This is a genomic window from Janthinobacterium sp. JC611, from assembly GCF_018682595.1.
Taxonomy (GTDB): domain Bacteria; phylum Pseudomonadota; class Gammaproteobacteria; order Burkholderiales; family Burkholderiaceae_D; genus Janthinobacterium.
The window spans coordinates 144,519-169,218 of sequence record NZ_JAFLJN010000014.1 but is presented as its reverse complement, the minus strand read 5'-3'; the positions used below and the strand labels follow the sequence as shown (position 1 = coordinate 169,218).

The window sequence follows — 24,700 nt, the reverse complement described above, 5'->3', positions numbered from 1 at the left end:
TGCATGCGTATTCTGGCTGCATCGCCACTTGAACGGAGCACAGCATGTCCACCACCATCACTACCATCACCGCGCGCGGCCAGGGCCAATCCATCGACCTGGCGGGCAAGGTCGCCCTGTTAGAGGGGCACTGGCAGCCGCGCGTCATCGCCGAAATGAATGACTACCAGTTCAAGGTGGTCAAGGTACTGGGTGAATTCCAATGGCACCGGCACGCCGACACGGACGAAACCTTCATCGTGCTGGAAGGGCAATTGCGCATCGCCCTGCGCGGCCCTGGCTACGCGGAAGGACACACCATCGTGCTGCACGCCGGCCAGATGGCGGTGGTGCCCAGGGGCGTCGAACATAAACCGTGCGCCCCAGCCGAAACCAGGCTGCTGCTGATCGAACCGCGCGGCGTGGTCAACACGGGCGACGGCGACGCGGGCGAGCGCACGGTGGAAAACGATCAGTGGATCTGAGCCCGGGAATGTGACAGACAACAAAAAACCCGCTGACTTTTGCAAGTGAGCGGGTTTTCTGATGAAACTTGGTGCCGTTGGCCGGAATCGAACTGGCGACCTTCACATTACGAATGTGCTGCTCTACCAACTGAGCTACAACGGCGAAGACCCACATTCTACAAACAATGCACAAAATTTGCTAGTGTCAACGCGAACTTTTTTGCATTTTTTTAGCGGCCCGGCTGCGGGCCGCTGAAAATCGTGGAAAAGTGCGGCTTTTTTACTCCGCGTGGTAGGCCGTGACGCGGGCCACTTCGTCTTTCGAGCCGAGGAAGACGGGCACGCGCTGGTGCAGCTTGTGCGGGGCGATGTCCATGATGCGCTGCTGGCCGTCGGTGGCCGCGCCGCCGGCTTGCTCGACGATGAAGGCCATCGGGTTCGCTTCGTACATCAGGCGCAGCTTGCCGGGCATCGAGGTGTCGCGCAGGTCGGCCGGGTACATGAAGATGCCGCCGCGATTCAGGATGCGGTGCACGTCGGCCACCATCGAGGCGATCCAGCGCATGTTGAAGTTGGTGCCGCGCGGGCCCGTGTCGCCGGCCAGCAGCTCGTCGACATAGCGTTTCACGGGCGGATGCCAGTGGCGCGCGTTCGACATGTTGATGGCGAATTCCTTCGTCGTCGGCGGAATCTGCATATTGCTTTGCGTGAGTACCCACGAACCCATCTCGCGGTCCAGGGTGAAGCAGTTCACGCCATTGCCGAAGGTCAGCACCAGCATGGTTTGCGGGCCGTACACGGCGTAGCCGGCCGCCACTTGCTTGCTGCCTGCCTGCATGAAGTCCTGCTCGGTCGGCTGCCCCATGCCGTCCGGCGCCTTCAGCACCGAGAAGATGGTGCCGATCGAGACGTTGACGTCGATGTTCGACGAGCCATCCAATGGGTCGAACAGCAGCATGTATTCGCCCTTCGGATAGCGGTTCGGGATCGGGTGGATCGATTCCATCTCTTCCGACGCCATGGCCGCCAGGTGGCCGCCCCATTCGTTCGCTTCGAGCAGGATCTCGTTGGAGATGATGTCGAGTTTTTTCTGTACTTCGCCCTGCACGTTTTCCGTGTCGGCCGTGCCCAGCACTTCACCGAGGGCGCCCTTGCCGACGGCGTGGCTGATGGTTTTGCACGCGCGCGCGACGACTTCAATCAGCAGGCGCAGTTCGGCCGGAATGCTGTTGTTCGAGCGCTGCTCTTCAACCAGGTATTGCGTAAGACTGATGCGTTTCATGAATTCCCTTTTGTTTTGGTGATTATTTGCCGTGCTAGTTCGCTAAAGCCTTGCTGACCACTTCCATCACGTCGTTCGACAGGCTGGCCTGGCCGGCGACTTTTTCCAGCGCGTCGCGCATGTGGCTCTGCAGCGCCGGCACGTAACGGCGCCAGCGGTCCATGGAGCGCGCCAGGCGGGCCGCCACTTGCGGATTCAGGGCGTCGAGCGCGATGACCTGCTCGGCCCAGAAGGCGTAGCCGCTGCCATCAGCCGCATGGAACTGCGACGGATTGCCGTTGGTGAAATTGAAGATCAGGCTGCGCGCGCGGTTCGGATTCTTCAGGGTGAAGGCCGGATGCGTCATCAGCTGGCGCACGGCTTGCACGTCGGTCGATGGCGCGGCCGCCTGCATGGCGAACCACTTGTCGACCACCAGCGCCTCGTTCTCGAAGTCGCTATAGAAACTGGCCAGCGCGGCCTGCGCATGCGCTGCGGAACCCGAATGTATCAGGGCGCCCAGGGCGGCCGCGCGGTCCGTCATGTTGCCGGCGCCGTCGAACTGCCGCTGCGCCAGGGCCAGCTCTTGCGGGCCTGGCGCGATCAGCAGATAGGACAGGGCCAGGTTTTTCAAGGCGCGCTTGCCGGCCGACAGGGCGTCGGGGCTGTATTCGCCCGGCGTCTGGTTGGCGTGGTATTGCGCCAGCAATTCAGGTTTCAGAGCGGCCGCGATGCTGCGGCGCATGAACTGGCGCGCCGCATGGATCGCCTGCGGGTCGACTTGCGCCATACGCTCGGCGATGATGGTTTCCGACGGCAGGATCAGGGCCAGCTCGCGGAAGGCGGGATCGAGCGTGTCGTCCTCCAGCAGGGCGCGCTGCGCTTCGATGAAGGTGTCGTCCAGCGCCAGGGTCTCTCCGGCGGCGACGGCGCCCGTGAGCTTGAGCAGACGCTCCATGGCCAGGCGCTGGCCCGCTTCCCAGCGGTTGACCGGGTCGCTGTCATGACGGAACAGGTGCAGCAGCTCGGCGTCGGTGTAATCGTATTCCAGCACCACCGGCGCGGAAAAGTCGCGCAGCAGCGACGGCACGGGCGCTTCCGCCACGTGCGTGAAGCGGAAGGTTTGCGACGCTTCGGTCAATTCCAGCACGACGCTGGCAGCGCCGTTCGATGCCACGCCGTCGACGTGCAGCGGCAGGTCGCGGCCGTCCGCTGCCAGCAAGCCGACGGTGACGGGTATGTGGAACGGCAGTTTTTTCGGCTGGCCCGGCGTGGCGGGGCAGCTTTGCGACAGGGTCAGCTCGAACGTCCGGCTGGCGGCGTCGTAGCGCGTGGAAGCGGCCACCACCGGCGTGCCGGCCTGGCTGTACCAGCGCTCGAACTGGCTGAAGTCGCGGCCATTCGCGTCGGCCATGGCGGCGCGGAAGTCGTCGCACTGGACGGCCTGGCCATCGTGGCGCTCGAAATACAGGTCCATGCCCTTGCGGAAACCGTCGCGGCCCACCAGGGTCTGGTACATGCGCACCACTTCGGCGCCTTTTTCGTAGATCGTGACCGTGTAAAAGTTATTGATTTCGACGAAGGAATCGGGACGCACGGGATGCGCCATCGGGCCGGCGTCTTCGGGGAATTGCGCCTGGCGCAGGGTGCGCACCTGATCGATGCGCGTGACGGAGCGGCCCGTGTCCGTGCCGATCATGTCGGCCGAAAATTCCTGATCGCGGAACACCGTCAAGCCTTCTTTCAGCGACAGCTGGAACCAGTCGCGGCACGTGACGCGGTTGCCGGTCCAGTTATGGAAGTATTCATGCCCCACCACCGCCTCGATGCCCGCGTAATCGACGTCGGTCGCCACGCGCGGATTGGCCAGCACATACTTGGTATTGAAGATGTTCAGCCCCTTGTTTTCCATGGCGCCCATGTTGAAATCGCCCACGGCGACGATCATGAAGCGGTCCAGGTCCAGTTCCAGGCCGAAGCGCTCCTCGTCCCAGCGGATCGAGTTTTTCAGCGACTGCATGGCGTAGTCGGTTTTATCGAGGTTGCCGTCTTCCACCCACACCTGCAGCAGCACTTCGCGGCCGGATTTGAGCGTATAGCGCTCTTCCTGGCACACCAGGCGCGCCGCCACCAGGGCGAACAGATAGGACGGTTTCTTGAACGGGTCTTCCCACTTGGCGTAATGGCGGCCGTCGCCCAGGTCGCCCTCTTCGATCAGATTGCCATTCGATAGCAGCACCGGATAGTGTTCCTTGTCGGCGCGCAACATGACCGTGTACTTGGCCATCACGTCCGGGCGGTCCGGGAAGAAGGTGATGCGGCGGAAGCCTTCCGCTTCGCACTGCGTGAAGAAATTATGGTTCGACACGTACAGGCCGGACAGCGACGTATTGTCCTGCGGCGCCAGCACGGTCTCGATATCGAGTTCGACGTCGTCGGGCGCCTTGGGGATGGTCAGCATGCCGGGCGTCAGCGTGTACTGCGACGGTTTCAGCACTTTGCCGTTCAGGCGCACCATCACCAGTTCGATGTGTTCGCCGTGCAATTCGATGCTGCGGCTGCCGCTGGCCGGGTTGTGGCGCATGCGGATCCGGCTCGCCACCACTGTGCGGGCGGGATCGAGATCGAAACCAAGTTCGACACTGTCGACCAGGAAGCTGGGCGGCGTGTAATCTTTGCGGTAAATCGTCTGTGGGCTGTCTGTGCGCATAGGGAATGGATGGGAGCGGAGGCAAAAGCCTATTTTACCAACACCAGCCCCCGATGGTCGCGATTCAGCTCAGGAATGTTGGATTCCCTTACACGCCGACATGCCAGGTAACATTCTGTAATAATGCATGGAAACAAATAGAACTATTCTTATAATACTAGCCGATGAATTGCGTCTACTATCAGGAGATCATGCAATGAAACGATATCTCACCATCATGATGGCCGCATTGACCGTGTTGCTGACCGGCTGCGCCACCACCCTACGCAGCGACGTGACCGTCTTCCATGAGTGGCCTGCGCAATTGCAGGACAAATCGTATGCGTTTGAAGCGCCGGCGGCGGAAGACGACACGCTGGAATACCGCAGCTACCAGAACCTGGTGCGCGCGGAACTGGCCAAGCACGGCTTCGGTGAAGCTTCCGGCCCGGCGGCCGCCAATTTGCGCGTGGCGATGCAGTTTTCCACCGTCGATTATCCGGAGCGCGTGCTGCAAGCGACCGATCCATTCTGGTATGGCCCAGGCTACTGGCCTGGCCGCTACGGCTACCGCTATGGCGCGTGGCCAGGCTATGGCCGCTTTGGCTACAACCCCTACTGGTATGGTCCGCTGGACGTGGAAGAAAGCGTGCGCCATAAATACGAACGCGAATTGCGCGTGACGATCAATGACCGCAACGGCAAGAAACTGTATGACGTGACCGTGCAATCGACCAGCAACAAGCGCGCCACGTCGCAAGTGATGCCGGCCATGGTGGCCAGCGCCTTTGCCGACTTCCCCGGCCAGAGCGGCGTGCCGCGCAAGGTCGAAGTCAAAATCGAGTAAGGACTTGGCAAGACAAGAAAACCGGCTGGTGCAGCAATGCGCCAGCCGGTTTTTTTACGTCTGTTTTATGCCTATGAGTAATACGCCTCGGCGGCAAAGGTGAGCGCGCCGATCAGGGCCACGGCCAGCAACAGCACGAGCAGCAGGCGGCCGAACTTCGGCGTGCCATCATTGTCGCCGCTCATGGCACGATGATGGTCGAGCCGGTCGTCTTGCGCCCTTCCAGGTCCGTGTGCGCCTGGGCGATATGGGCCAGGCCGTAGCGCTGGTTGATCTCGATCTGCACTTCGCCGCTGCTGACGACGCCGAACAGCGAGGTGGCCATCTCTTCCAGGTTGGCGCGGTTCGAGGCATAGCTGAACAGGGCCGGGCGCGTGATGAAGAGCGAACCGCGCGAGGCCAGCTCGCCGAGGGTGAAGGCCGGCACGGGGCCGGATGCGTTGCCGAAGCTGACCATCATGCCCAGCGGCGCCAGGCAGTCGAGCGAGCCCGTAAACGTATCCTTGCCGATGGAATCGTAGACCACCGAAACGCCCTTGCCGCCCGTGATCTCGCGCACGCGCTCGACGAAGTTTTCCGTGTTGTAATTGATGACGTGGGCCGCGCCATGCGCCTTGGCCAGCGCCGCCTTTTCATCGGAGCCGGCCGTGCCGATCAGGTTCACGCCCAGCACCTTCGCCCACTGGCAGGCGATCAGGCCCACGCCGCCCGCGGCCGCATGGAACAGGATGGTGTCGCCCGCCTTCAGGGCCACCGTGCGGTGGAACAGGTATTGCACCGTCAAGCCCTGCAGCATCATGGCGGCGGCCGTGTCGAAACCGATGCGCTCGGGCAACACCAGCAGCAAGGCCGCCGGCAAGTTGCGCTGCTGCGCATACGCGCCATTGATGCGCGCCGCGTAGGCCACGCGGTCGCCCACTTTCACTTCGGTAACGCCCTCGCCCACCGCCTCGACGATGCCCGCACCCTCGACGCCGAGGCCATTGGGCAGCGGCTGCGGATACAGGCCCGTGCGGAAATACACGTCGATGAAATTGAGGCCGATGGCCTCGTGTTTCACGCGCGCCTCGCCCGGGCCGGGCGGCGGCAGTTCCACATCCACGTATTCCATCACTTCCGGGCCGCCCACGCGCTGTACGCGGATGGCCTTGGTGGTAATCGTTGCGCTCACAATATGCTCCTTGAAGAAGAATCGGGAAAACGTCAGGCGGCAGCAACGGCCCGCGCCTGCAGCTGCGACAGCACCAGGTGCGCCGATGACAGATTCGTCGCGCACGCCACGTTGTGCACGTCGCAGGCGCGCACCAGGGCGTTGATGTCCGGCTCGTGTGGCTGCGGCGTCATCGGGTCGCGCAGGAAGATCACGCAATCGATCAAGCCTTCCACCAGCAGCGAGCCGATTTGCAGGTCGCCGCCGAACGGCCCCGAATGCTTGCGTTCGACGGCCAGGCCCAGCTCATTGATCAGGCGGCCGCCCGTGGTGCCCGTGGCCGACAGTTCGCAATCCTTCAAAAAGTCCAGGTATTCGCCCGCCAGGGTAATCATGTCATCTTTTTTCTTGTCGTGGGCAATCAGGGCGATGCGTGTTTTCATGGTGAGGACCATTTCAGTGGGTGGAGGAATTATTTCTTTTTCGACAGCAAGTAAATGCCGGCCAGGACCAGGCTGGTGCCAGCCAGCTGCCAGTTGGTGATCGGTTCATCGAGGATCAAGGCGCCCAGGAACAGGGTCGACACGGGGCCGATCATGCCCGCCTGCGAGGCGACGGGCGCGCCGATGCGCTCGACGGCGATCATCGTCATGAAGACGGGCATCACCGTGCAAAAGATGCCATTGAGCAAGGACAAGCCATACACGGGCATGGGCTGGATCAGCAGCTCGACGGGACGCAGGATGAAGAACTGGGCGATGCAGGCAAAGCTGGCCACGCACATCGCGTAGGAAACGAGCCGCATCGAGCCGATGCGTTTCACCAGTTCGCCCGAGCCCAGCAGATATACGGCATACGAACAGGCCGAACCCAGCACGAGAGTCGATCCCAGCGCCACATTGCTGGCGCCGCCCTGCAAGTCGTGCACGAATACCAGCACGATGCCGCAATACGAGGTCAGCAAGGCCAGCCACTGCAGGCGGCTGATGCGCTGCTTGAAGTACACGGTGGTAATCAGCAGCACGAAGGTGGGCGTGAGGAACAGGATCAGCCGCTCCAGCCCCACGGAAATGTATTGCAAGCCAAGAAAGTCCAGATAGCTGGACAGGTAATAGCCGACGAGGCCCAGTCCGACGAGGCGCAGCCGGTCGCTGTTTGATAACGGCGGCTCCGTGCGCATCTGCCAGTACGCGATGACGGCGAACACGGGCAGCGAAAAGATCATCCGGAAGGCGATCAGGGTGACGGCGTCGATCTGGTAGCGGTACAGCAGCTTGGCGACGATGGCCTTGGTGGAAAACAGCACGGCCCCGCCCACGGCGATGGCCAGGCCACCGAGGTAGACGGAACGGGGAAGCGAGGGAGAAGATGCTTGCGGGGAACTGGAGCTCATGCCCAGATTGTAAGGCAAAAGCGACAGGCGGCTGATAAGCCCAGCGGCAAAAACCGGGGTCGGACCCTGAGGGTCCGACCCCAGCCCTTGCTTTGGGCTTGACGTTTAATCAATAATATTAAGACACTACCACCGCCGCCGTCCCGGCATTGACCGTCGCCGTCGTCACGCGCGCGATCACGTTGCCCGGCGCCGCCGTGCCGATCAGTTTATTCACCTGCTTGAACTGCGCCACCAGCTTGCCCGGCGTCAAGGTGACCACCGTGTAACCCTGCGCATCCGTGTTCAGATGCTTGATCCACGGGTTGTTGCCCAGGCCGGACAATTGCTGCGCCAGGCCCAGCAAGGTCGTACTGAAGTCAGCGCTCGCTTTCAGGCCAGCCTGTACGGCAGCGACCGTCGCATCGAGTTGCGCCTCCGGCACGCCCTTGGCGGCCAGCGCGCCGCGCAGCTGCACGCGCAACTGCTCGAGCAGGCTGTCGACGGTGGGCGCGGCCTTGCCCATGGTGTAGTCGAGCAGGTTGACGTCGAGGTTGACGGTGCCCACGCCCGTGACGGGAATGGCCAGCGGGTAGCTGACGAGGGTGCCGATGTCGCCCATGGCGCCGGCGGCCGACTTCAGGTAGCTGAAGAAGGAATCGGAACTGACGCCGGCCGACACCAGGTCCACCATCACGGGCGTGCCGCCGCCGGCCGCGTCGAAATCGTCGCTGACCGTGCCCGCAAAGAACGAGTGGATATCGCCCGTGAGCGCCACCACGTTGCCGATGGCATTGTTTTTCAGGTGCGCCATCAGGTGCTTGCGCTCGCTGTTGTAGCCATCCCACTGGTCGCAATTGAGCAAGAAGCGCGTGAAGAACGGCGCCAGCGCGGCTTGCTGGCCGGAAGCGGCGACAAAGCTGGACGCGGCGCCCTTCGCTTGCACGTCGGGCTTGATCCAGCCGAAGGCGATCACTTGTGCGGCGGCGGCCGGCGAAGCGCTGTTGTAGGCCGCCACCGTGATGCCGGCCTGGGCCGCGCTCAAGCCGGCGCCCACGGCGGCGGCGCCCTGCGCGCCGGCGTTGGCCGCCGCGCCGGCAATCGCCATGGCCGCCGCTTGCGCCAGGGTCGATGACGCGCCCGCCGTCGAGGCCGCCACGATGGCGCAGGCCAGCGGCACGCTGCCGCCCACCAGCGGCAGCGTGCTGGCGATGGCCTTGCCCACGTTCGCCATGGCGCCCAGCGCCAGCAAGGTGGCGATCGCATCCGTGCCATTCAAGCCCATGCGCAGCAGCGACACTTCATTGCCCCACAGCTTCCAGGTGGACGTGGCCGCCTTCATCTTGCCCTTCCACCAGTCGCGCTGCATGCTGCCCAGCATGCCCACGGCCGCCAGCGGATCGGCGCCGGCCTTGGTAGCGGCCGCCATCTTCTGCCCTTCCACGCTGTCGAACAGCGCTTGCGGCACCAGGTAGCGGCTGCCGATGCTGCCCAGCGGCTTGCCCGTGGCGGGATTGATGGTCGACTCGGCGATCGCATGGTCGGCGCGGTACAGGCGCTCGTCCGTCATCACCAGCTGCATCAGTTTGCCGAACTGGAAATCGCGGTAGATCTGGATGTTCTGGAACGTCGTCGCGCCCGCGTCGAAGGTGACGTCGGCCGGCATGTACTCGAACCACGCCTGGTTGGCGCTGCGGCGGCGCGCCGGCTGGTGCAGATCGCTGCCGTCTGCGGCCACGAGGCCCTCGTAGGTGGACGCGTCCTGCCAGGCGTCGTCCGTGAATTCGTGATCATCCCAGATGGCGATGAAGGCGAAGCGCTCGTGCACGGCTTGCAGGCGCGCATCGGTGCGGTATTTCTTGTACAGGTAGCGGTAATCGGCCACCGTGGTGGCGTATTTGGCGCCGGACGCGCCGCTTTTATACGTGCCGTCGGGCAATTTCAGCTGGTCGTGGCGGCTTTCCACGGCGCCGCTCTGGAAGGCCTCGCCCACCGTTTCATAGATGTAATCGCCCAGGTGGACGATAAAGTCCAGGCTTTCGTTGGCGGCGATGTGCGACAGCGCGCCCCAGTGGTTGATGCTCCAGTCCTGGCACGTCAGGTAGGCGAACTGCAGCTGGGCCACATCGGCCGTGGCGGCGGGCGCCGTCTTGAAGCGGCCCACGTTCGAGCGCACGTCGCCGGCGATGAACTGGTAAAAGTACACCTGGCCCGGCTGCAAGCCCGTCACCTTGTGGCGCAGGGTGTTGTCGAAATCGGCCTTCAATGGCAACTTGGCGTCGACGATGGGCGTACCCAACAGGGCCGTGTTGCCGCCCAGGGCGGCCGTATTGTCGCTGGCGCTGACGATCAGGCGCACGGCCACGTCGGACTTGCCGGCCACGGCGGGCGCGACGGCATCGGCACTGGCGGGCACGACGCGCGTCCACAGCATGGCGCTGTCGGCGCGCGGATCGCCCGACGCCACGCTTTGCGGAAATTTCCAGTCGCTGCCGGATGCGAGCGGCACGCCAGGCTCGCTGTAATCGGTGCTGCCGCAGGCGGCGAGGCCGGCGGTGGCCACCGACACGGTAACGAATGTGCCAAGTGCGCCGCCGAATTTCAGAAATTGCCGCCTGTCCATTTGACTTGCCATGATGTCGCGCCCTAAATATGGTGAAAGCGCGTCACTTTAGCAACAGATTGTGTCATCCTGATGACGGGGCCATGCCGCTTCGCAGGGGGCCGATATGCTAAAATGTCGGCCACAATTGAACACCCGTCTAAGGAAGATTCGACATGGCAGGACATAGCAAATGGGCCAACATCAAGCATAAAAAGGCTGCCACCGATGCCAAGCGCGGCAAAATCTGGACGCGCCTGATCAAGGAAATCACGGTCGCGGCCCGCATGGGCGGCGCCGATATCGCGGCCAATCCGCGCCTGCGCCTGGCCGTCGACAAGGCGGCCGACGCCAATATGCCAAAAGACAACGTCCAGCGCGCGATCAACCGCGGCAGCGGCGGCGTCGATGGCGCCAACTACGAAGAAGTGCGCTACGAAGGCTACGGCGTGGGCGGCGCGGCCGTCATCGTCGAATGCATGACGGACAACCGCGTGCGCACGGTGGCCGAGGTGCGCAACGCCTTCAACAAGAATGGCGGCAACATGGGCAACGAAGGCTCGGTCGCCTTCATGTTCCAGCACTGCGGCCAGCTGCTGTTCGCGCCGGGCACCGACGAGGACAAGCTGATGGAAGCGGCCCTGGAAGCGGGCGCCGAAGACGTCATCGCCGACGAGGAAGGCGGCTTCGAAGTGCTGACCCCCGTGCACGATTTCGCCGCCGTCAAGGAAGCGCTGGAAGCGGCCGGCTTCAAGGCCGAAGTGGCCGAAGTCATCATGAAACCGGCGACGGAAACCGTCTACACGGGCGACGACGCCGTCAAGATGCAAAAGCTGATCGATGCGCTGGAACTGCTGGATGATGTCCAGGAAGTCTTCACCAACGCGCTGATAGAGAATTAATCACTCTGCTCTCAAGGGCGGCGGCGCCGCCCTGCAACCCACATTGAACGAACGGTCCTTATGAAAATTCTGGTAGTCGGCTCTGGCGGCCGCGAACACGCCCTGGCCTGGAAACTGGCCCAGTCCGAACGCATACAGATGGTATATGTCGCGCCGGGCAATGGCGGCACCGCGCGCGACGCGCGCCTGGTCAACCTCGACATCAGCGACCCGCAATTGCTGGCCGATTTCGTTCAGCAGGAACACATCGGCCTGACCGTCGTCGGCCCGGAAGTGCCGTTAGCAAGCGGCATCGTCAACCTGTTCCGCTCGCGCGGCCTGAAAATCTTCGGCCCGACGAAAGAAGCGGCGCAGCTGGAATCGTCGAAAGACTTCGCCAAGGCCTTCATGCAGCGCCACGGCATCCCGACGGCCGCCTACCAGACGTTTTCCGACGTCGCTCCCGCGCACGCCTACGTCGACGCCATGGGCGCGCCCATCGTCATCAAGGCCGACGGCCTGGCCGCCGGCAAGGGCGTGGTCGTTGCCATGACCCTGGAAGAAGCGCACCAGGCGGTCGACATGATGCTGGCAGATAATCAGTTCGGCGACGCCGGCGCGCGCATCGTCATCGAGGAATTCCTCGCCGGCGAAGAAGCGAGCTTCATCGTCATGTGCGACGGCAAGAACATCCTGCCGCTGGCCACCAGCCAGGACCATAAACGCCTGAAGGACCACGACGAAGGCCCGAACACGGGCGGCATGGGCGCGTATTCGCCGGCGCCGATCGTCACGCCGGCCATGCATGCGCGCGTCATGCGCGAGATCATCGTGCCGACCATCCAGGGCATGGCCAAGGACGGCATCACGTTCACGGGCTTCCTGTACGCGGGCCTGATGATCGACGACAAGGGCACGCCGAAGACCTTGGAATTCAACTGCCGCATGGGCGACCCGGAAACGCAGCCCATCATGGCACGCTTGAAAACCGACCTGGTCACCGTCATGGAGCACGCCGTCAACGGCACGCTCGACGCCGTGGAACTGGAATGGGACCGCCGCACGGCCGTCGGCGTCGTCATGGCCGCCGCCGGCTACCCGGACGATCCGGTGAAAGGCACGCCGATCGGCGACATCCCGGCCGAAACGCTGGACTCCGTCACCTTCCATGCGGGCACCCGCATCGAAGGCGAACGCCTGGTCACCAACGGCGGGCGCGTGCTGTGCGTGGTGGGCCTGGGCGACAGCATCAAGATGGCGCAGAAACAGGCGTATGAAACCGTGGAAAAAATCCATTTCGACGGCGCGCAATACCGCCGCGACATCGGCTGGCGCGGCCTGAAGCATTAAGCACGCCGTTTGCGGCATACGGCGGGGCCGGCGCGGACAGCATCCGCCCCGGCCCCGTTTGCATAGACGCGCCGGAAAAACGGGCTTTGCGCTAAGATCTTGCCTCCCTGACAAAGTTGCGCTCAATGACCACACGCTCCCATCCAGCCCTTGCCGAACTGCGCCAGCTCGGCCTGATCACTGCCCAGGAACGCGACGAGGCGATGGACGAACTGGACATCCTCGCCCTGCCTGACGAGGACGACATCGACATGCCGCAACTGGCCGCCGGCGCCGGTCTCGCGCAGACCCTGGCATGGCTGCTGCGCACGGACCTGCTGCCGCAGGACGCATTTCTGCCACGCGTGCGCGATTTGCCGCGCCAGCATGGCGGCGCGGCCCTGCTCGAGCGCCAGCAACTGGCCGCCGCCGCGCTCAAGCTGGTCAACGGCCAGGCCATCGACACCCTGTACGACGAAGACTTGATCGACCAGTGGCAGCGCGACGCCGCGCATGCCAGCTTGCCGTCGGACCGCCTGCTCGCTTCGCCCATTGCCGCCCTGTGCGACATGCTCCGGCAAGGCACCTTGTCCGCGCCTCAATTCGAGGCGCTGCGCCTGCGCGCCAACCGGCGCGGCGCGGAACTGGCTCGCATCATCGTCGACGGCGCCGCGCGCCAGGCCCACCAGGAACGCCCCGCGCATGCGCGGCCGGGAACATGGGCCATGGCCACGCTGCTCGTGCTGGCAGCCGCCTTTGCGGCCCGCGCCATCGTCTCCAGGCAGGCGTCCGTTCCCGCCGCGGTCCCCGTCGCCGGACAGGGCGTCGAGCGGCGCGACCTGCAGCAGCGCGCCGCGCAGGCCGTGGAAGGTGCGCGCCTGCCGGCCGCCGGACCGGACCTGTCCATCACCGTCGTGCAGGACGATGCGACGCCGCCAGCGCACCAATAACCTGTCCCGGCAGATGAATACATCCCCCGCTGGCGCGCCTCGGAAACGGGAACGGCGTTGATCGTCGTCGCGTGCTCTAAATCACAACATAAGCCACAGCGCCAGCGCTGCCCTATCACAAAAACGCGTAACAGGGTACAATCCGTCCTTACTTTTTTATTTCGGCCTCGTCGGCCCACGCGATGTCGTCAACTCCCTCTCCTTCGGCCGTCAAGACCTATTTGCTCGATTTGCAAAGCCGTATCGTGCAGGCGCTCGAAGCGCAGGACGGCAAGCCCTTTCTGACCGATGCCTGGCAGCGCCCCGAGGGCGGCGGCGGCATTTCGCGGCTGATCGAGGAAGGCAATGTATTCGAGCGGGGCGGCGTGAATTTTTCGCACGTCACCGGCGCCGCATTGCCGCCATCTGCCGCGGCCGCGCGCCCTGAACTGGGCGGCAAGGCGTGGGAAGCGATGGGCGTGTCGCTGGTTCTGCATCCGCGTAATCCATACGCGCCCACGGTGCACATGAACGTGCGTTTCTTCACCACGGTGAATGCCGATGGCGAACCCGTATGGTGGTTCGGCGGCGGCATGGACCTGACGCCGTATTATGGCGACGCGGGCGACGTGAAGCACTTCCACCAGGTGTGCCATGATGCGCTGGCGCCGTTTGGCGAGGAACTGCATCCGGCATTCAAGCAGTGGTGCGACGATTATTTCTACCTGAAGCACCGGCGCGAAGCGCGCGGCGCGGGCGGGATCTTCTTCGACGACTTCAATGCCCTGGGCTTCGACGACAGCTTTGCCATGATGCGCAGCGTCGGCGACGCCTTCGTCAAGGCCTATGTGCCGATCCTGGCGCGCCGCAAGGACGCGCCCTACGGCGAACGCGAACGCGATTTCCAGTGCTATCGGCGCGGACGCTACGTCGAGTTCAACCTGGTGTTCGACCGCGGCACCCTGTTCGGACTGCAGTCGGGCGGACGCACCGAAGCGATCCTGATGTCGATGCCGCCCGTGGTCAAGTGGCGCTACGACTGGCACCCGGAAGCGGGCAGTCCCGAAGCGGCGTTGTATACCGACTTCCTCGTGCATCGCGACTGGCTGCAGGCGTGACGGCAGTTAGCACGGCGAATGGCACGGCGGGCAGTATGGCGAGCGGTACGCCCTGCGTGACGCTGCTCGGTGGCAGCTACGATCCGGTGCACACGGGCCATGTCGCGCTGGGCACGCATTTTTCCAGCCTGCTGCGCGCCGATGAACTGCGCGTGATTCCGGCCGGCGCGCCCTGGCAAAAGGGCAAGCTGGGCGCCACCGGCGAGCAGCGCGCCGAAATGGCCAGCCTGGCGTTTGCCGGCCTGCCGCTGCCGGTCGTGATCGACCGCCAGGAAATCGCGCGCAGCGAACATGGCCAGGCCAGCTACACCATCGATACCTTGCGCCAGGTACGCGCCGAGCTGGGAGAACGCGCCTCCATCGTTTTCCTGATGGGCGCCGACCAGCTGCAGCGGCTCGCGACCTGGCGCGAATGGCAGCAATTATTTGAATACGCGCATATCTGCGTCGCGGCCCGCCCCGGCTTCGCGCTGAATGACACCGCAGTGCCGCAAGTGGTCGCCGAAGAATTTTCGCGCCGCCTGGGGTCACTGGAAAGCATCCGCAACACGCCGCACGGTCTGACTTATCTGGCACAGGACTTCGCGGTGGATATCTCCGCCACCGAAATACGTGCGGCATTACAACGGGGGAATCGGGCAAACCCGCTTGTTTCCCCGCTAGTGCTAGACTATATTGAACAACATAATTTATACAAAAGCTAAATGGATATCAAAAAACTGCAAACCCTCGTCGTTGACGCCCTTGAAGACGTCAAAGGCCAAGACATCGCCGTCTTCGAAACGAGTCACCTGACCAGCCTGTTCGACCGCATCGCGATCGTTTCCGGTACCTCGAACCGTCAAACCAAGGCGCTGGCCGCCTCGGTGCGCAACAAGGTCAAGGACGCCGGCGGCGACATCATCGGCATGGAAGGCGAGGACACCGGTGAATGGGTGCTGGTCGATCTGGGCGACATGATCGTCCACATCATGCAAGCGCCTATCCGCGCCTACTACCGCCTGGAAGAAATCTGGGGCGACAAGCCGGTCAAGCTGGGCGCCGCCAAGCGCGCGCCGAAAAAAGCGGCTGGCGACGAGCCGAAAAAGGTCAGCGGCCATCTGGCGGCAAGCAAGGCCAATGTGGATGCAACGCCCGTGATCGAGAAAAAGGCGCCAGCGAAAAAAGCCACGGCTGCCACCGCCGCCAAGAAAGCCCCGGCGAAGAAAGCCACCGCCTCCAAAGCCGTCGGCAAGACCGTGAAAGTCGCGCCAACCAAGACCGAAACGGCCGCCGTGAAAGCGCTGAAAGCGCTGCCGGAGAAAAAAGTGCGCGCCCCGCGCGCGGCCAAGCCGGCAGCCGATGCCGCTCCGGCAAAAACCGTGATCAAGCGTATCAAAAAAGTCGAAGCGTAAGCCTCGATGCAGCTCATCATCGCTGCGGTCGGCCATAAGATGCCGGCCTGGATAGAGACGGGCTTCGCGGAATACGCGAAGCGCATGCCGCCGGAATTGCGCATCGTGCTGAAAGAAATCAAGCCGGTGGAACGTTCCGGCAGCAAAACCGCCGCCACGGCGATGGCGCTGGAACGCGAACGCATCGAAGCCGTCCTGCCCAAGGGCGTGCGCATCATCGCCCTCGACGAACGCGGCAAGGACCTGACCAGCGTCGGCCTGTCGCAGCAATTGATGGCGTGGCAGCAGGATGGCCGCGACACGGCCTTCCTGATCGGCGGCGCCGACGGCCTCGATCCGCAACTCAAGGCGCGTGCCGAAGGCATGCTGCGCATCTCCAGCATGACCCTGCCGCACGGCGTGGTGCGCGTGATCCTCGCCGAGCAGCTCTATCGCGCCTGGTCGATCACGCAAAACCACCCCTATCACCGCGTCTGAACTCCCCCATGAAAACGGCTGATCACAAGATCTACCTCGCTTCCAAAAGTCCGCGCCGGCGCGAACTGCTGCGCCAGATCGGCATCGATTTCGAATTGCTGCTGCTGCGCAGCGACGGCCCGCGCGGCGCCGACGTCACCGAGGAAGTCCTCCCCGGCGAGTCGGCGCTCGACTATGTCGCCCGCGTGTCGAACGAAAAAGCCGCCTTCGCCTGGGACCTGGTGCGCCGCCGCCACCTGCCCCCGCGCCCCGTGCTGGCGGCAGACACCACCGTCACCATCGATGGCGTCATCCTCGGCAAACCGGCCGACCGGGCGGAAGCTGTGGCGATGCTGCAGCAACTGTCGGGCCGCACGCACGAAGTGCTGACCTCGATCGCCGTGCATTACAAGGATTTCGCGGAACAGCGCACGCAGGTGTCGCAAGTGCGCTTCGGCGTGCTCTCGCCCGCCTCGATCGCCGCCTACTGCGCCACGCCCGAGCCCTACGACAAGGCCGGCGGCTACGGCATCCAGGGCAGCGCCGCGCTGTTCGTCGAGCATATCGAAGGCAGCCATTCCGGCATCATGGGCCTGCCCCTGTACGAAACCGCACAGTTGCTAAGGCTGGCAGGTTTGCCCCTGCCCTGATCGGGTATGATGTCATTCGTTGCCTCCACTCCCGCGCCTCCATGAACGAAGACATCCTGATCAATATCACGCCGCAAGAAACGCGCGTCGCCCTCATCCTGCAGGGCGCCGTGCAGGAATTGCACATCGAGCGCACGCTCACGCGCGGCCTGGCCGGCAATGTGTATTCCGGCAAGGTGGTGCGGGTGTTGCCGGGCATGCAGTCGGCCTTCATCGACATCGGCCTGGAACGCGCCGCCTTCCTGCACGTGGCCGACATCTGGGAAGCGCGCGGCCACGACGGCCAGAACGCCACGCCCGCTCCCATCGAAAAAATCCTCTTCGACGGCCAGGTGCTGACGGTACAGGTGATCAAGGACCCGATCGGCACCAAGGGCGCGCGCCTGTCGACGCAGATTTCCATCGCCGGGCGCATGCTGGTCTACCTGCCACAGGACAAGCACATCGGCATCTCGCAGAAAATCGAGAAGGAAGCGGAACGCGAACAGTTGCGCGTGCGCCTGCAAAGCCTGCTGCCGCCCGATGAAAAGGGCGGCTACATCGTGCGCACCATGGCCGAGGACGCATCCGACGCGGACCTGAAGGCGGACGTCGACTACCTGAGAAAAACCTGGAGCACCATCACGCACGGCGCGCGCACGCGTCCCGCCACCAGCCTGCTGCACCAGGACTTGAGCCTGGCGCAGCGCGTGCTGCGCGACTTCGTCGGCGATGAAACGGCCACCATCCAGGTCGACTCGCGCGAAAACTATGTGAAACTGCGCGAATTCGCGGAAATCTACACGCCCAGCGAACTGACGCGCTTGCAGCACTACACGGGCGAGCGTCCGTTGTTCGATCTGTACGGCGTGGAAGAAGAGATTCTGCGCGCGCTGGGCCGCCGGGTCGACCTGAAATCGGGCGGCTACCTGATCGTCGACCAGACGGAAGCGATGACCACCATCGACGTCAACACGGGTGGCTTTGTGGGCGGGCGCAATTTCGCCGACACGATTTTCAAGACCAACCTGGAAGCGGCGCACGCCATCGCGCGCCAGCTGCGCCTGCGCAATCTGGGCGGCATCATCATCCTCGACTTCATCGACATGGACAATGCCGAGCACCGCAACGCCGTGCTGGCCGAGCTGAAACGCACCCTGTCGCGCGACCGCACCAAGGTGTCGGTGAGCAATTTCTCGCCGCTGGGCCTGGTGGAAATGACGCGCAAACGCACGCGCGAATCGCTCGCCCACATCCTGTGCGAACCGTGCCCCGCCTGCGCCGGCAAGGGACAGGTAAAAACCTCGCGCACCATCTGCTATGAAATCCTGCGCGAACTGCTGCGCGAAGCGAAACAATTCAACCCGCGCGAATTCCGCATCCTCGCCTCGCAGGAAGTGGTCGACCTGTTTTTGGAGGAAGAATCGCAGCACCTGGCCATGCTGGGCGACTTCATCGGCAAGAAAATCTCGCTGCAGGTGGAAAATGCCTACCACCAGGAGCAGTACGACGTGATTCTGATGTAGACATGCCCGGCACCGCCGCCTTCTGGCGCGACCCGCGTCTGCCCCACGTGGAAAGCCGGCGCGCGTGCCGCAGCCGGGCGTGCTACAAGCCGCACAGCCATCCCACGTTTTCCATCGGCGCCGTCGATGCCGGCGGCAGCATCTTCACGGGCAGCAAAGACGGCCAGGTCGCCCTCGGCAATGGCAGCCTGGTGCTGGTGCCGGCCGGCTGCGTGCACGCCTGCAATCCCCTGCCCGACACCGTCTGGAGCTACCAGATGCTGCATCTCGATGCGCGGTGGCTGCAGGCACACGCGCCGGGGCTCGATGGCGAGTCGGCGGCGGTGTTGCACTGCCCGCAACTGTACGCGCAGTTTTGCGCCATGAATGCGCTGCTGTTCTCAAAGGTCGGCGCAGCAGAGAAGGATGCGGCGCTGCTGGCGTTCCTGGGCGCTTGCGCCGACGCCCGTGCAGACCGGCTGCCCTCGGAACGCAAGCCGCTGCCGCTGCAACTGGCGCCCGTGCTCGCAACGCTGCAGGCTCGCCCTTCAGCCAGCCTGCGGCAGCTGGCGCAGGCGGCAGGCCTGAGCCCCTTTCAATTGATCCGCGCCTTCCGTGCCGCCACGGGCCTGACGCCGCACGCCTACCAGCTGAATATGCACGTCAACCGCGCGCGCAGCCGCCTGCAGGCGGGCGGCGCCCTGGCCGACATCGCCTGTGAACTGGGCTTTGCCGACCAGAGCCATCTGCAGCGCGTCTTCAAGGCGCATGCGGGCATCACGCCGGGGCGCTATCGCGGCCAGGGCGGCTAAAGCGCCTGCAATTTTCTTCAATACAGGCTGTCGCCGGCCCCTGCATACTCGCGCATCGCCATTGCCGGAGCCGCGCTTCATGCAGGATTTCCTCTTCATCGCCGTCGCCCATTTCCTGGCCCTGCTGTCGCCGGGTCCCGACTTTTTCCTCATCGCCCGCAGCGCGCTGGCGCACGGCTGGCGCGGCGCGGTGGGCGCGTGTCTCGGCATTACCTTGGCCAATGGCGTGTTCATCGTGGCGGCGTTTGGCGGCGTGGCCGTGCTGCACCCGGACAGCATGCTGTTCCTTGCCGTGCAGCTGGCCGGCTGTGCCTATCTGCTGTACCTGGGCTGGCTATTCCTGCGCCATGCGGGCAGCGGCCGCCTGGACACCGGCAGCACTCCCACGCGCGGCGGGACCGGCTGGCGCACGGGCCTGGGCATGGGATTTCTCTCCGCCATCTTCAATCCGAAGAATGCGCTGTTCTATGCGAGCCTGGCGTCCGTGGTCGCCAGCCGGCATAGCAGCAGCGGCTGGGTGCTGTTCTACGCGGTGTGGATGGTGTGCGCCGTGCTGGCGTGGGATATGGCGGTGGCGCTGGCCATCGGCAACGCGGCGCTGCGGCAGCGCTTTGCGCGTGCCCTGCCGACGCTGGAGCGGCTGTCCGGCGTCATGCTGATACTGATGGCGGCGGCGCTGCTGGTCAATCTCGCCAGAAGCGCCGCCTGAGATGCATCATCAGGCTGGCAGCGGGTCCAGGTAAAACACGGCATACACTTTCAGCGGCGTGGTTTCCGTCGCCTTTTCCGAACGCACGACGGAGCAGTCGTCGGCGGCCAGGCTGCGCCAGTTCTGGATGCCCGCCTTGGCGAACATGGCGTGCGCCGGGGCATTCGCTGCCAGGTCCAGCACCAGGCAGGCGTTGCGCGGGCCGGCGCCATAATTGACGGCGCGGATCTCGATGCCGAAGGTCGTCATCCACGGTTCCCACAAGCCTTTTTCCTTGCCGGCGGCCATGCGCTCGAGCATCTCGCCGAACGTCAAACCTTTCTTGACGGTATCGCGCAATGCTTGCAACGACGGCGCCAGGCGGGGCTCGGGCTGCTTGTTGCCGGCGCGAATCTCGGCGATCGCCTTCAATTCCTTGATGATGGCCGCGTCGCGCTCCGTGTAGTCGCGCATGCGCGCGTAAAACTCGGCGTCGAGGAAGGGATTGACGGTCAGCTTGGCGACGCCCTCTTCGCGGCGTTTCGGAGAGGGCGTGTTGGTTTTGGTCATGGCGATGGAGGGCAAAATACGTTGAGGGGCGCCAGTGTACCACCTTGCGGCGGCGCGGCCCCAGGCATTGCATCAGCCCCTGGTGGCGGCCGTCGATTCGCGCACCACCAGTTCCGGTTTCAAGCGCACGTCAAGCACCGGGGCATCGGGCGAAGCGATGGTTTGCAGGATCAGCCGGGCCGCCTCCGTGCCGATGCCGTGGTGGCGGATGCGGATGGTGGTCAGGGGCGGACGGATCATGTCCATGTACGGCATGTCGTTGTGGCCCACCACGGAAATATCTTCGGGGCAGCTCAAGCCCAGTTCGCGGATGGCGTCGTAGCAGCCGAGGGCCACCAGGTCGCTGCCCGTCACCACGGCCGTCGTGCGCGGCGACTGGCGCAGCAATTCCAGCAGCGCCGCCTTGCCGCACTCGCGCGAATAGCCGCTGCTTTCAAACACGAAGGCTTGCGAGGGATCGAGTTCGCTGGCCTGGATGGCGGCCAGGAAGCCCAGGCGGCGCACGTGGCCCGTGGACAGGTTTTCCGGGCCGGCAATGTGCGCGATATGGCGGTGGCCCAGCGCCAGCAAGTGCTCGACGGCCAGGCGCATGCCAACCACGTCGTCGCTGACGACGCAGGAAGCGACGCCCGTCTCGTCGCTGCGGTTGACGGTGACGACGGGCACATTCTGGTCGATGCACATCTTGATGACGGGATCGTCGCGCCGTGCGGTGGCCAAAATCAGGCCATCGACCTGCTGCCCCAGCAGGCGGTTGATGACGAACAGCTGCTCTTCCTCGTCGGCCCCCACGTTGGCGACGATGGCCAGGTAGCCATGCTTGCGCAAGCCTTCCTCGATGCCCAGCAGGATAGGCGGAAAAACCGCGTTGGTAATGTCGGGCAAGACCACGCCGATGATGCGCGACTTGCGCGTGACGAGGGTGGAGGCGGCGCGGTTCGGGCGGTAGCCGAGCCGGGCCGCTTCGGCCAGCACGCGCGCGGCCACCTCGGCGCTGACCATCTGCCGCGTGGCCGGGTTCATCACGCGCGACACGGTGGAAAAGTGCACGCCGCTGGCCCGCGCGACGTCGCTTAAGGTGGGGTTCTTGTTTGTCATGGGCTTCCCGGATCGCAATACGGTGATTTTATCGCAAAAAATGCCCGCTCCGTCAAAAACCGAGCAAACGCTTGCATTGAAATAATGCCGTTGCCCAAAGCGGTTTTGGCCGGCTTAAGTACAATCCAGCCTTGACAGCGTGCAAACGCTTGCATACCATGACCCGGATTGACCACTCGGGCCCGGTTGCCCTTCCCAGAATTCTTATGTCTACTTCCCACAGCAAGCACGCCGAACAGAACGGCGAAACCTTCAACCTGAAAGAAGCCGCCCTCGCCTATCACGCCGAACCCCGCGCAGGCAAGATTTCCGTGACCCCCACCAAACCGCTGGGCGACGCCCGCGCGCTGACCCTGGCGTACTCGCCGGGCGTGGCCTTCGCCTGCGAAGCGATCGTGGAAGATCCGCGCACGGCCGGCACCTACACGTCGCGCAGCAACCTGGTGGCCGTGATCACCAACGGCACGGCCGTGCTGGGCCTGGGCGATATCGGTCCGCTGGCCAGCAAACCGGTGATGGAAGGCAAGGCCTGCCTGTTCAAGCAATTCGCCGACGTCGACGTGTTCGACATCGAGCTGGCCGAGAACGATCCCGACCTGTTCATCGACACCGTGGTGCGCATGGAGCCGACCTTCGGCGGCATCAACCTGGAAGACATCAAGGCGCCGGACTGCTTCTACATCGAACAGCAATTGCGCAAGCGCATGAACATTCCCGTCTTCCACGACGACCAGCACGGTACGGCCATCATCGTCGCGGCCGGCATCCTGAACGGCCTGGAACTGGTGGGCAAGGACATCGGCAATGTGAAAGTGGCCGTCTCGGGCGCCGGCGCGGCGTCGATCGCCTGCCTGGACCTGCTCGTCTCGCTGGGCCTGAACAAGTCGCTGCTGAAAGTGTGCGACAGCCAGGGCGTGATCTACCCGGGCCGCGATGCCAGCATGGAAGAGAACAAGGCGCGTTACGCGAACGACACGAGCGACCGCGACCTGGCCGACGCCATGGTCGGCGCCGACATCTTCATCGGCGTCTCGAAGGGCGGCGTGGTGAGTGCGCAGATGGTCGAATCGATGGCCGCCAAGCCGCTGATCTTCGCCCTGGCCAATCCGCATCCGGAAATCGCCCCGGAAAAAGTCCATGCCGTGCGCGACGACGCCATCGTCGCCACGGGCCGCTCGGACTACCCGAACCAGATCAACAACGTGCTGTGCTTCCCGTACATCTTCCGCGGCGCGCTCGACGTGGGCGCCACCACCATCAACGAAGAAATGAAGCTGGCCTGCGTGCGCGCCATCGCCGCGCTGGCCAAGGAACCATTGCCGGGCCACGAGAGCAGCGCGCTGACGCCGCTGCAACTGATCCCGTCGCCATTCGACGAACGCCTGCGCAGCTGGGTCGCACCTGCCGTGTCGCAAGCGGCCATCGCCACCGGCGTGGCCACCCGCGTGCCAGCCAAAGCCTGAGACGCATGACGGGCCTTGCGGCCTTGGCAAAATAACAGCAAGTTACCATTGCTTACAAAAAAACCATGGCTAAGAACCATGGTTTTTTGCATTCTCCCCCCTTGAGAGCGCCTATACAGTTATCGAAGAGCAAATTCTCCCGAAGGCGTTTTTTCAGCCACCTTCGATTACAATGACGCCTACTTTAGTTGCTACAGTTGCCATCATGGCGGCGACGTGCGTTACCAAGGATATCCATGCTCGGCCTGACCTCTGTTTCTGTTTTTCTCTTTTCGGCATTGGCGCTGGCTGTCAACAGCGGATACTCCCTGGGCGCGCTGGTGCTGCTGCTGGCCAGCAGCTGGCTGCTCTGGAAACGTCCCCGTCTGAACCTGCAACGCCGCGATTATCTGATGCTCGGTACGCTGCTGCTGTACTTCTTCATTTTTACGGCCAACATGCTCTATCACGCCGATCCGGCGCGAGAACTCGATATGCCCCTGCGGGCGCTGCTGGCCGCGCCCGTGCTGCTGCTGCTGATTGCTTATCCGCCGCGGCCGGGAGCCTGGTGGAGCGGTATTGCAATTGGTGCCATCGGCGGTGCCGCACTGGCTTTTTGGCAATTCTTTGCCCATGATATTGGCCGTCCCCAAGCAGCCACGAGCAACGCCATCCATTATGGCAATGTGAGCATGCTGCTGGGCATGCTATCGCTGTGCGGCGTCGCGTGGGCACGCGCTCAATCGCGCCAGCGCCTGTGGACAGTGCTGATGCTGTGCGGCTGCGTCGCTGGCGTTGCAGGTTCGATCATCAGCGGTAGCCGTGGCGGCTGGCTGGCATTGCCCGTTTGTGTCGGCATCATTGCCCTGCATCAGGCTAAAAAACACGGCAACCGTTATCTATTCAGTGTCGCCGCCGCCTTTGTTGTATTGGGCACCCTGGTCTATGCCCTCCCCAACTCACCGGTGCGGGAGCGCAGCATCGCCGCCATCAACGAACTCAACAGTTTCAACGATTCCGGCAACATATACTCCTCAGTTGGCCAGCGCGTGGAAATGTGGCGTTCCGCGCTGCGCATGTCGGACGAAAACCTGTTACTGGGCATCGGTCGCAATGGCTATCTGGAACAAAAGCAGGCACTGGCAGCCGAAGGCAAGATGAATGCCGTGGCACGCGATTTCACGAATGCGCACAACGACTATATCGATTCCCTGGTCAAGCGCGGCATGCTGGGCCTGTTAGCATTGCTGGTGCTGTTTTTCCTCCCGCTGCGCTTGTTTTCCCAGTCCCTGCGGGAGGCCGGAAATGGACAAACGGCACAACCCTATGCGCTGGCCGGTGTCATCCTGCTTTCCTGCTATATCACGTTCGGCTTGACGACGAACTCGCTTACCCTAAATATCGGCATCATCATGCTGGTCTTCCCGATGGTGATACTGTGGGCCATGCTGCGCCAGCAAGAACGCATTGCCTGAGCTCGTT

Annotated in this window: 22 protein-coding genes, 1 tRNA gene and 1 pseudogene; 15 read left to right on the top strand and 9 right to left on the bottom strand. The window is 63.7% G+C overall.

The genetic code is table 11. The features are described 5' to 3' along the window. Positions 1 to 44 precede the first annotated feature (44 nt). Positions 45 to 464, top strand: a complete 420-nt coding sequence (locus tag J0O65_RS10045; RefSeq protein ID WP_215406378.1) for a cupin domain-containing protein — start codon at positions 45 to 47, stop codon at positions 462 to 464. Between the two features lie 69 nt (positions 465 to 533). Here J0O65_RS10045 and J0O65_RS10040 read toward each other — a convergent pair. From J0O65_RS10040 to pepN, 3 genes are all read right to left on the bottom strand, one after another. After that, a tRNA-Thr gene (locus J0O65_RS10040) sits at positions 534 to 609 on the bottom strand. Positions 610 to 726: 117 nt separating this feature from the next. Beyond that, positions 727 to 1,728 (bottom strand): class 1 fructose-bisphosphatase, encoded by a 1,002-nt coding sequence (locus tag J0O65_RS10035; RefSeq protein WP_034747152.1) that lies wholly within the window; start codon positions 1,726 to 1,728, stop codon positions 727 to 729. Positions 1,729 to 1,762: 34 nt separating this feature from the next. Beyond that, on the bottom strand, positions 1,763 to 4,417 hold the full coding sequence (pepN, locus tag J0O65_RS10030) for an aminopeptidase N (RefSeq protein WP_215406377.1): 2,655 nt from the start codon (positions 4,415 to 4,417) through the stop codon (positions 1,763 to 1,765). Positions 4,418 to 4,613: 196 nt separating this feature from the next. On the opposite strand from pepN, the gene J0O65_RS10025 reads away from it, so the two are divergent. Continuing rightward, positions 4,614 to 5,243 carry a DUF4136 domain-containing protein gene (locus J0O65_RS10025; protein WP_215406374.1) on the top strand — a complete coding sequence of 210 codons (630 nt, stop codon included), beginning with the start codon at positions 4,614 to 4,616 and terminating at the stop codon, positions 5,241 to 5,243. A gap of 181 nt (positions 5,244 to 5,424) precedes the next feature. Here the strand turns inward: J0O65_RS10025 and J0O65_RS10020 are convergent, their stop codons facing one another. The 4 genes from J0O65_RS10020 to J0O65_RS10005 all read right to left on the bottom strand — a co-directional run bounded on the left by J0O65_RS10020 (position 5,425) and on the right by J0O65_RS10005 (position 10,400). Continuing rightward, positions 5,425 to 6,354: a quinone oxidoreductase family protein gene (locus J0O65_RS10020; protein ID WP_251373658.1), complete on the bottom strand. Its 930-nt coding sequence runs from the start codon at positions 6,352 to 6,354 to the stop codon at positions 5,425 to 5,427. A 92-nt stretch (positions 6,355 to 6,446) separates the two neighbouring features. After that, complete coding sequence (locus J0O65_RS10015; protein ID WP_215406370.1) at positions 6,447 to 6,836, bottom strand: methylglyoxal synthase; 390 nt, start codon at positions 6,834 to 6,836, stop codon at positions 6,447 to 6,449. A gap of 29 nt (positions 6,837 to 6,865) precedes the next feature. Next, positions 6,866 to 7,786, bottom strand: coding sequence for a DMT family transporter (locus J0O65_RS10010; RefSeq protein ID WP_215406368.1), 921 nt, complete (start codon positions 7,784 to 7,786; stop codon positions 6,866 to 6,868). 118 nt (positions 7,787 to 7,904) lie between these two features. After that, entirely contained in the window at positions 7,905 to 10,400 is a 2,496-nt protein-coding gene (locus tag J0O65_RS10005) for an alkaline phosphatase D family protein (protein ID WP_251373630.1), read from the bottom strand. 143 nt (positions 10,401 to 10,543) lie between these two features. Here J0O65_RS10005 and J0O65_RS10000 point away from each other — a divergent pair, with 143 nt between their 5' ends. From J0O65_RS10000 to J0O65_RS09950, 11 genes are all read left to right on the top strand, one after another. Then, complete coding sequence (locus J0O65_RS10000) at positions 10,544 to 11,269, top strand: YebC/PmpR family DNA-binding transcriptional regulator (protein WP_215406367.1); 726 nt, start codon at positions 10,544 to 10,546, stop codon at positions 11,267 to 11,269. 60 nt (positions 11,270 to 11,329) lie between these two features. Next, positions 11,330 to 12,598, top strand: coding sequence for a phosphoribosylamine--glycine ligase (purD, locus tag J0O65_RS09995; protein ID WP_215406365.1), 1,269 nt, complete (start codon positions 11,330 to 11,332; stop codon positions 12,596 to 12,598). Positions 12,599 to 12,723: 125 nt separating this feature from the next. Further along, a complete protein-coding gene (locus J0O65_RS09990) occupies positions 12,724 to 13,527 on the top strand; it encodes a hypothetical protein (RefSeq protein ID WP_215406363.1) in 804 nt (267 codons plus the stop codon). Between the two features lie 182 nt (positions 13,528 to 13,709). Beyond that, positions 13,710 to 14,624 (top strand): oxygen-dependent coproporphyrinogen oxidase, encoded by a 915-nt coding sequence (gene hemF / locus J0O65_RS09985; RefSeq protein ID WP_215406361.1) that lies wholly within the window; start codon positions 13,710 to 13,712, stop codon positions 14,622 to 14,624. Positions 14,625 to 14,659: 35 nt separating this feature from the next. Continuing rightward, positions 14,660 to 15,328 (top strand): nicotinate (nicotinamide) nucleotide adenylyltransferase, encoded by a 669-nt coding sequence (gene nadD / locus J0O65_RS09980; protein WP_215406659.1) that lies wholly within the window; start codon positions 14,660 to 14,662, stop codon positions 15,326 to 15,328. Next, positions 15,329 to 16,018: a ribosome silencing factor gene (gene rsfS, locus J0O65_RS09975; RefSeq protein WP_215406359.1), complete on the top strand. Its 690-nt coding sequence runs from the start codon at positions 15,329 to 15,331 to the stop codon at positions 16,016 to 16,018. Positions 16,019 to 16,024: 6 nt separating this feature from the next. Then, positions 16,025 to 16,495: a 23S rRNA (pseudouridine(1915)-N(3))-methyltransferase RlmH gene (gene rlmH, locus J0O65_RS09970; RefSeq protein WP_034747108.1), complete on the top strand. Its 471-nt coding sequence runs from the start codon at positions 16,025 to 16,027 to the stop codon at positions 16,493 to 16,495. Positions 16,496 to 16,503: 8 nt separating this feature from the next. Next, positions 16,504 to 17,124, top strand: a complete 621-nt coding sequence (locus tag J0O65_RS09965; protein WP_215406357.1) for a Maf family protein — start codon at positions 16,504 to 16,506, stop codon at positions 17,122 to 17,124. Positions 17,125 to 17,165: 41 nt separating this feature from the next. Next, positions 17,166 to 18,629, top strand: a complete 1,464-nt coding sequence (gene rng, locus J0O65_RS09960) for a ribonuclease G (protein WP_034747098.1) — start codon at positions 17,166 to 17,168, stop codon at positions 18,627 to 18,629. Positions 18,630 to 18,631: 2 nt separating this feature from the next. Next, on the top strand, positions 18,632 to 19,420 hold the full coding sequence (locus tag J0O65_RS09955) for an AraC family transcriptional regulator (RefSeq protein WP_215406355.1): 789 nt from the start codon (positions 18,632 to 18,634) through the stop codon (positions 19,418 to 19,420). Positions 19,421 to 19,499: 79 nt separating this feature from the next. Then, entirely contained in the window at positions 19,500 to 20,129 is a 630-nt protein-coding gene (locus J0O65_RS09950; RefSeq protein ID WP_215406353.1) for a LysE family translocator, read from the top strand. 9 nt (positions 20,130 to 20,138) lie between these two features. Here J0O65_RS09950 and J0O65_RS09945 read toward each other — a convergent pair whose 3' ends face one another. Both J0O65_RS09945 and J0O65_RS09940 read right to left on the bottom strand, forming a co-directional pair. Then, positions 20,139 to 20,678 carry a hypothetical protein gene (locus J0O65_RS09945; RefSeq protein WP_251373629.1) on the bottom strand — a complete coding sequence of 180 codons (540 nt, stop codon included), beginning with the start codon at positions 20,676 to 20,678 and terminating at the stop codon, positions 20,139 to 20,141. A 72-nt stretch (positions 20,679 to 20,750) separates the two neighbouring features. After that, positions 20,751 to 21,776: a LacI family DNA-binding transcriptional regulator gene (locus J0O65_RS09940; RefSeq protein ID WP_215406349.1), complete on the bottom strand. Its 1,026-nt coding sequence runs from the start codon at positions 21,774 to 21,776 to the stop codon at positions 20,751 to 20,753. Between the two features lie 206 nt (positions 21,777 to 21,982). Between J0O65_RS09940 and J0O65_RS09935 the strand changes: the two are divergent. Further along, positions 21,983 to 23,221 (top strand): annotated as a pseudogene (locus J0O65_RS09935) (malic enzyme-like NAD(P)-binding protein); the annotation flags it as partial. A 254-nt stretch (positions 23,222 to 23,475) separates the two neighbouring features. After that, positions 23,476 to 24,693 carry an O-antigen ligase family protein gene (locus tag J0O65_RS09930; RefSeq protein WP_215406345.1) on the top strand — a complete coding sequence of 406 codons (1,218 nt, stop codon included), beginning with the start codon at positions 23,476 to 23,478 and terminating at the stop codon, positions 24,691 to 24,693. Positions 24,694 to 24,700 lie beyond the last annotated feature (7 nt).

Excerpts from the sequence above, each read along its gene's own strand:
- J0O65_RS10045 (WP_215406378.1), top strand. The coding sequence starts at position 45 with ATGTCCACCACCATCACTACCATCACCGCGCGCGGCCAGGGCCAATCC.
- J0O65_RS10035 (WP_034747152.1), bottom strand. The coding sequence starts at position 1,728 with ATGAAACGCATCAGTCTTACGCAATACCTGGTTGAAGAGCAGCGCTCG.
- pepN (WP_215406377.1), bottom strand. The coding sequence starts at position 4,417 with ATGCGCACAGACAGCCCACAGACGATTTACCGCAAAGATTACACGCCG.
- J0O65_RS10025 (WP_215406374.1), top strand. The coding sequence starts at position 4,614 with ATGAAACGATATCTCACCATCATGATGGCCGCATTGACCGTGTTGCTG.
- J0O65_RS10020 (WP_251373658.1), bottom strand. The coding sequence starts at position 6,354 with ATGGAATACGTGGATGTGGAACTGCCGCCGCCCGGCCCGGGCGAGGCG.
- J0O65_RS10015 (WP_215406370.1), bottom strand. The coding sequence starts at position 6,836 with ATGAAAACACGCATCGCCCTGATTGCCCACGACAAGAAAAAAGATGAC.
- J0O65_RS10010 (WP_215406368.1), bottom strand. The coding sequence starts at position 7,786 with ATGAGCTCCAGTTCCCCGCAAGCATCTTCTCCCTCGCTTCCCCGTTCC.
- J0O65_RS10005 (WP_251373630.1), bottom strand. The coding sequence starts at position 10,400 with ATGGCAAGTCAAATGGACAGGCGGCAATTTCTGAAATTCGGCGGCGCA.
- J0O65_RS10000 (WP_215406367.1), top strand. The coding sequence starts at position 10,544 with ATGGCAGGACATAGCAAATGGGCCAACATCAAGCATAAAAAGGCTGCC.
- purD (WP_215406365.1), top strand. The coding sequence starts at position 11,330 with ATGAAAATTCTGGTAGTCGGCTCTGGCGGCCGCGAACACGCCCTGGCC.
- J0O65_RS09990 (WP_215406363.1), top strand. The coding sequence starts at position 12,724 with ATGACCACACGCTCCCATCCAGCCCTTGCCGAACTGCGCCAGCTCGGC.
- hemF (WP_215406361.1), top strand. The coding sequence starts at position 13,710 with ATGTCGTCAACTCCCTCTCCTTCGGCCGTCAAGACCTATTTGCTCGAT.
- nadD (WP_215406659.1), top strand. The coding sequence starts at position 14,660 with ATGGCGAGCGGTACGCCCTGCGTGACGCTGCTCGGTGGCAGCTACGAT.
- rsfS (WP_215406359.1), top strand. The coding sequence starts at position 15,329 with ATGGATATCAAAAAACTGCAAACCCTCGTCGTTGACGCCCTTGAAGAC.
- rlmH (WP_034747108.1), top strand. The coding sequence starts at position 16,025 with ATGCAGCTCATCATCGCTGCGGTCGGCCATAAGATGCCGGCCTGGATA.
- J0O65_RS09965 (WP_215406357.1), top strand. The coding sequence starts at position 16,504 with ATGAAAACGGCTGATCACAAGATCTACCTCGCTTCCAAAAGTCCGCGC.
- rng (WP_034747098.1), top strand. The coding sequence starts at position 17,166 with ATGAACGAAGACATCCTGATCAATATCACGCCGCAAGAAACGCGCGTC.
- J0O65_RS09955 (WP_215406355.1), top strand. The coding sequence starts at position 18,632 with ATGCCCGGCACCGCCGCCTTCTGGCGCGACCCGCGTCTGCCCCACGTG.
- J0O65_RS09950 (WP_215406353.1), top strand. The coding sequence starts at position 19,500 with ATGCAGGATTTCCTCTTCATCGCCGTCGCCCATTTCCTGGCCCTGCTG.
- J0O65_RS09945 (WP_251373629.1), bottom strand. The coding sequence starts at position 20,678 with ATGACCAAAACCAACACGCCCTCTCCGAAACGCCGCGAAGAGGGCGTC.
- J0O65_RS09940 (WP_215406349.1), bottom strand. The coding sequence starts at position 21,776 with ATGACAAACAAGAACCCCACCTTAAGCGACGTCGCGCGGGCCAGCGGC.
- J0O65_RS09930 (WP_215406345.1), top strand. The coding sequence starts at position 23,476 with ATGCTCGGCCTGACCTCTGTTTCTGTTTTTCTCTTTTCGGCATTGGCG.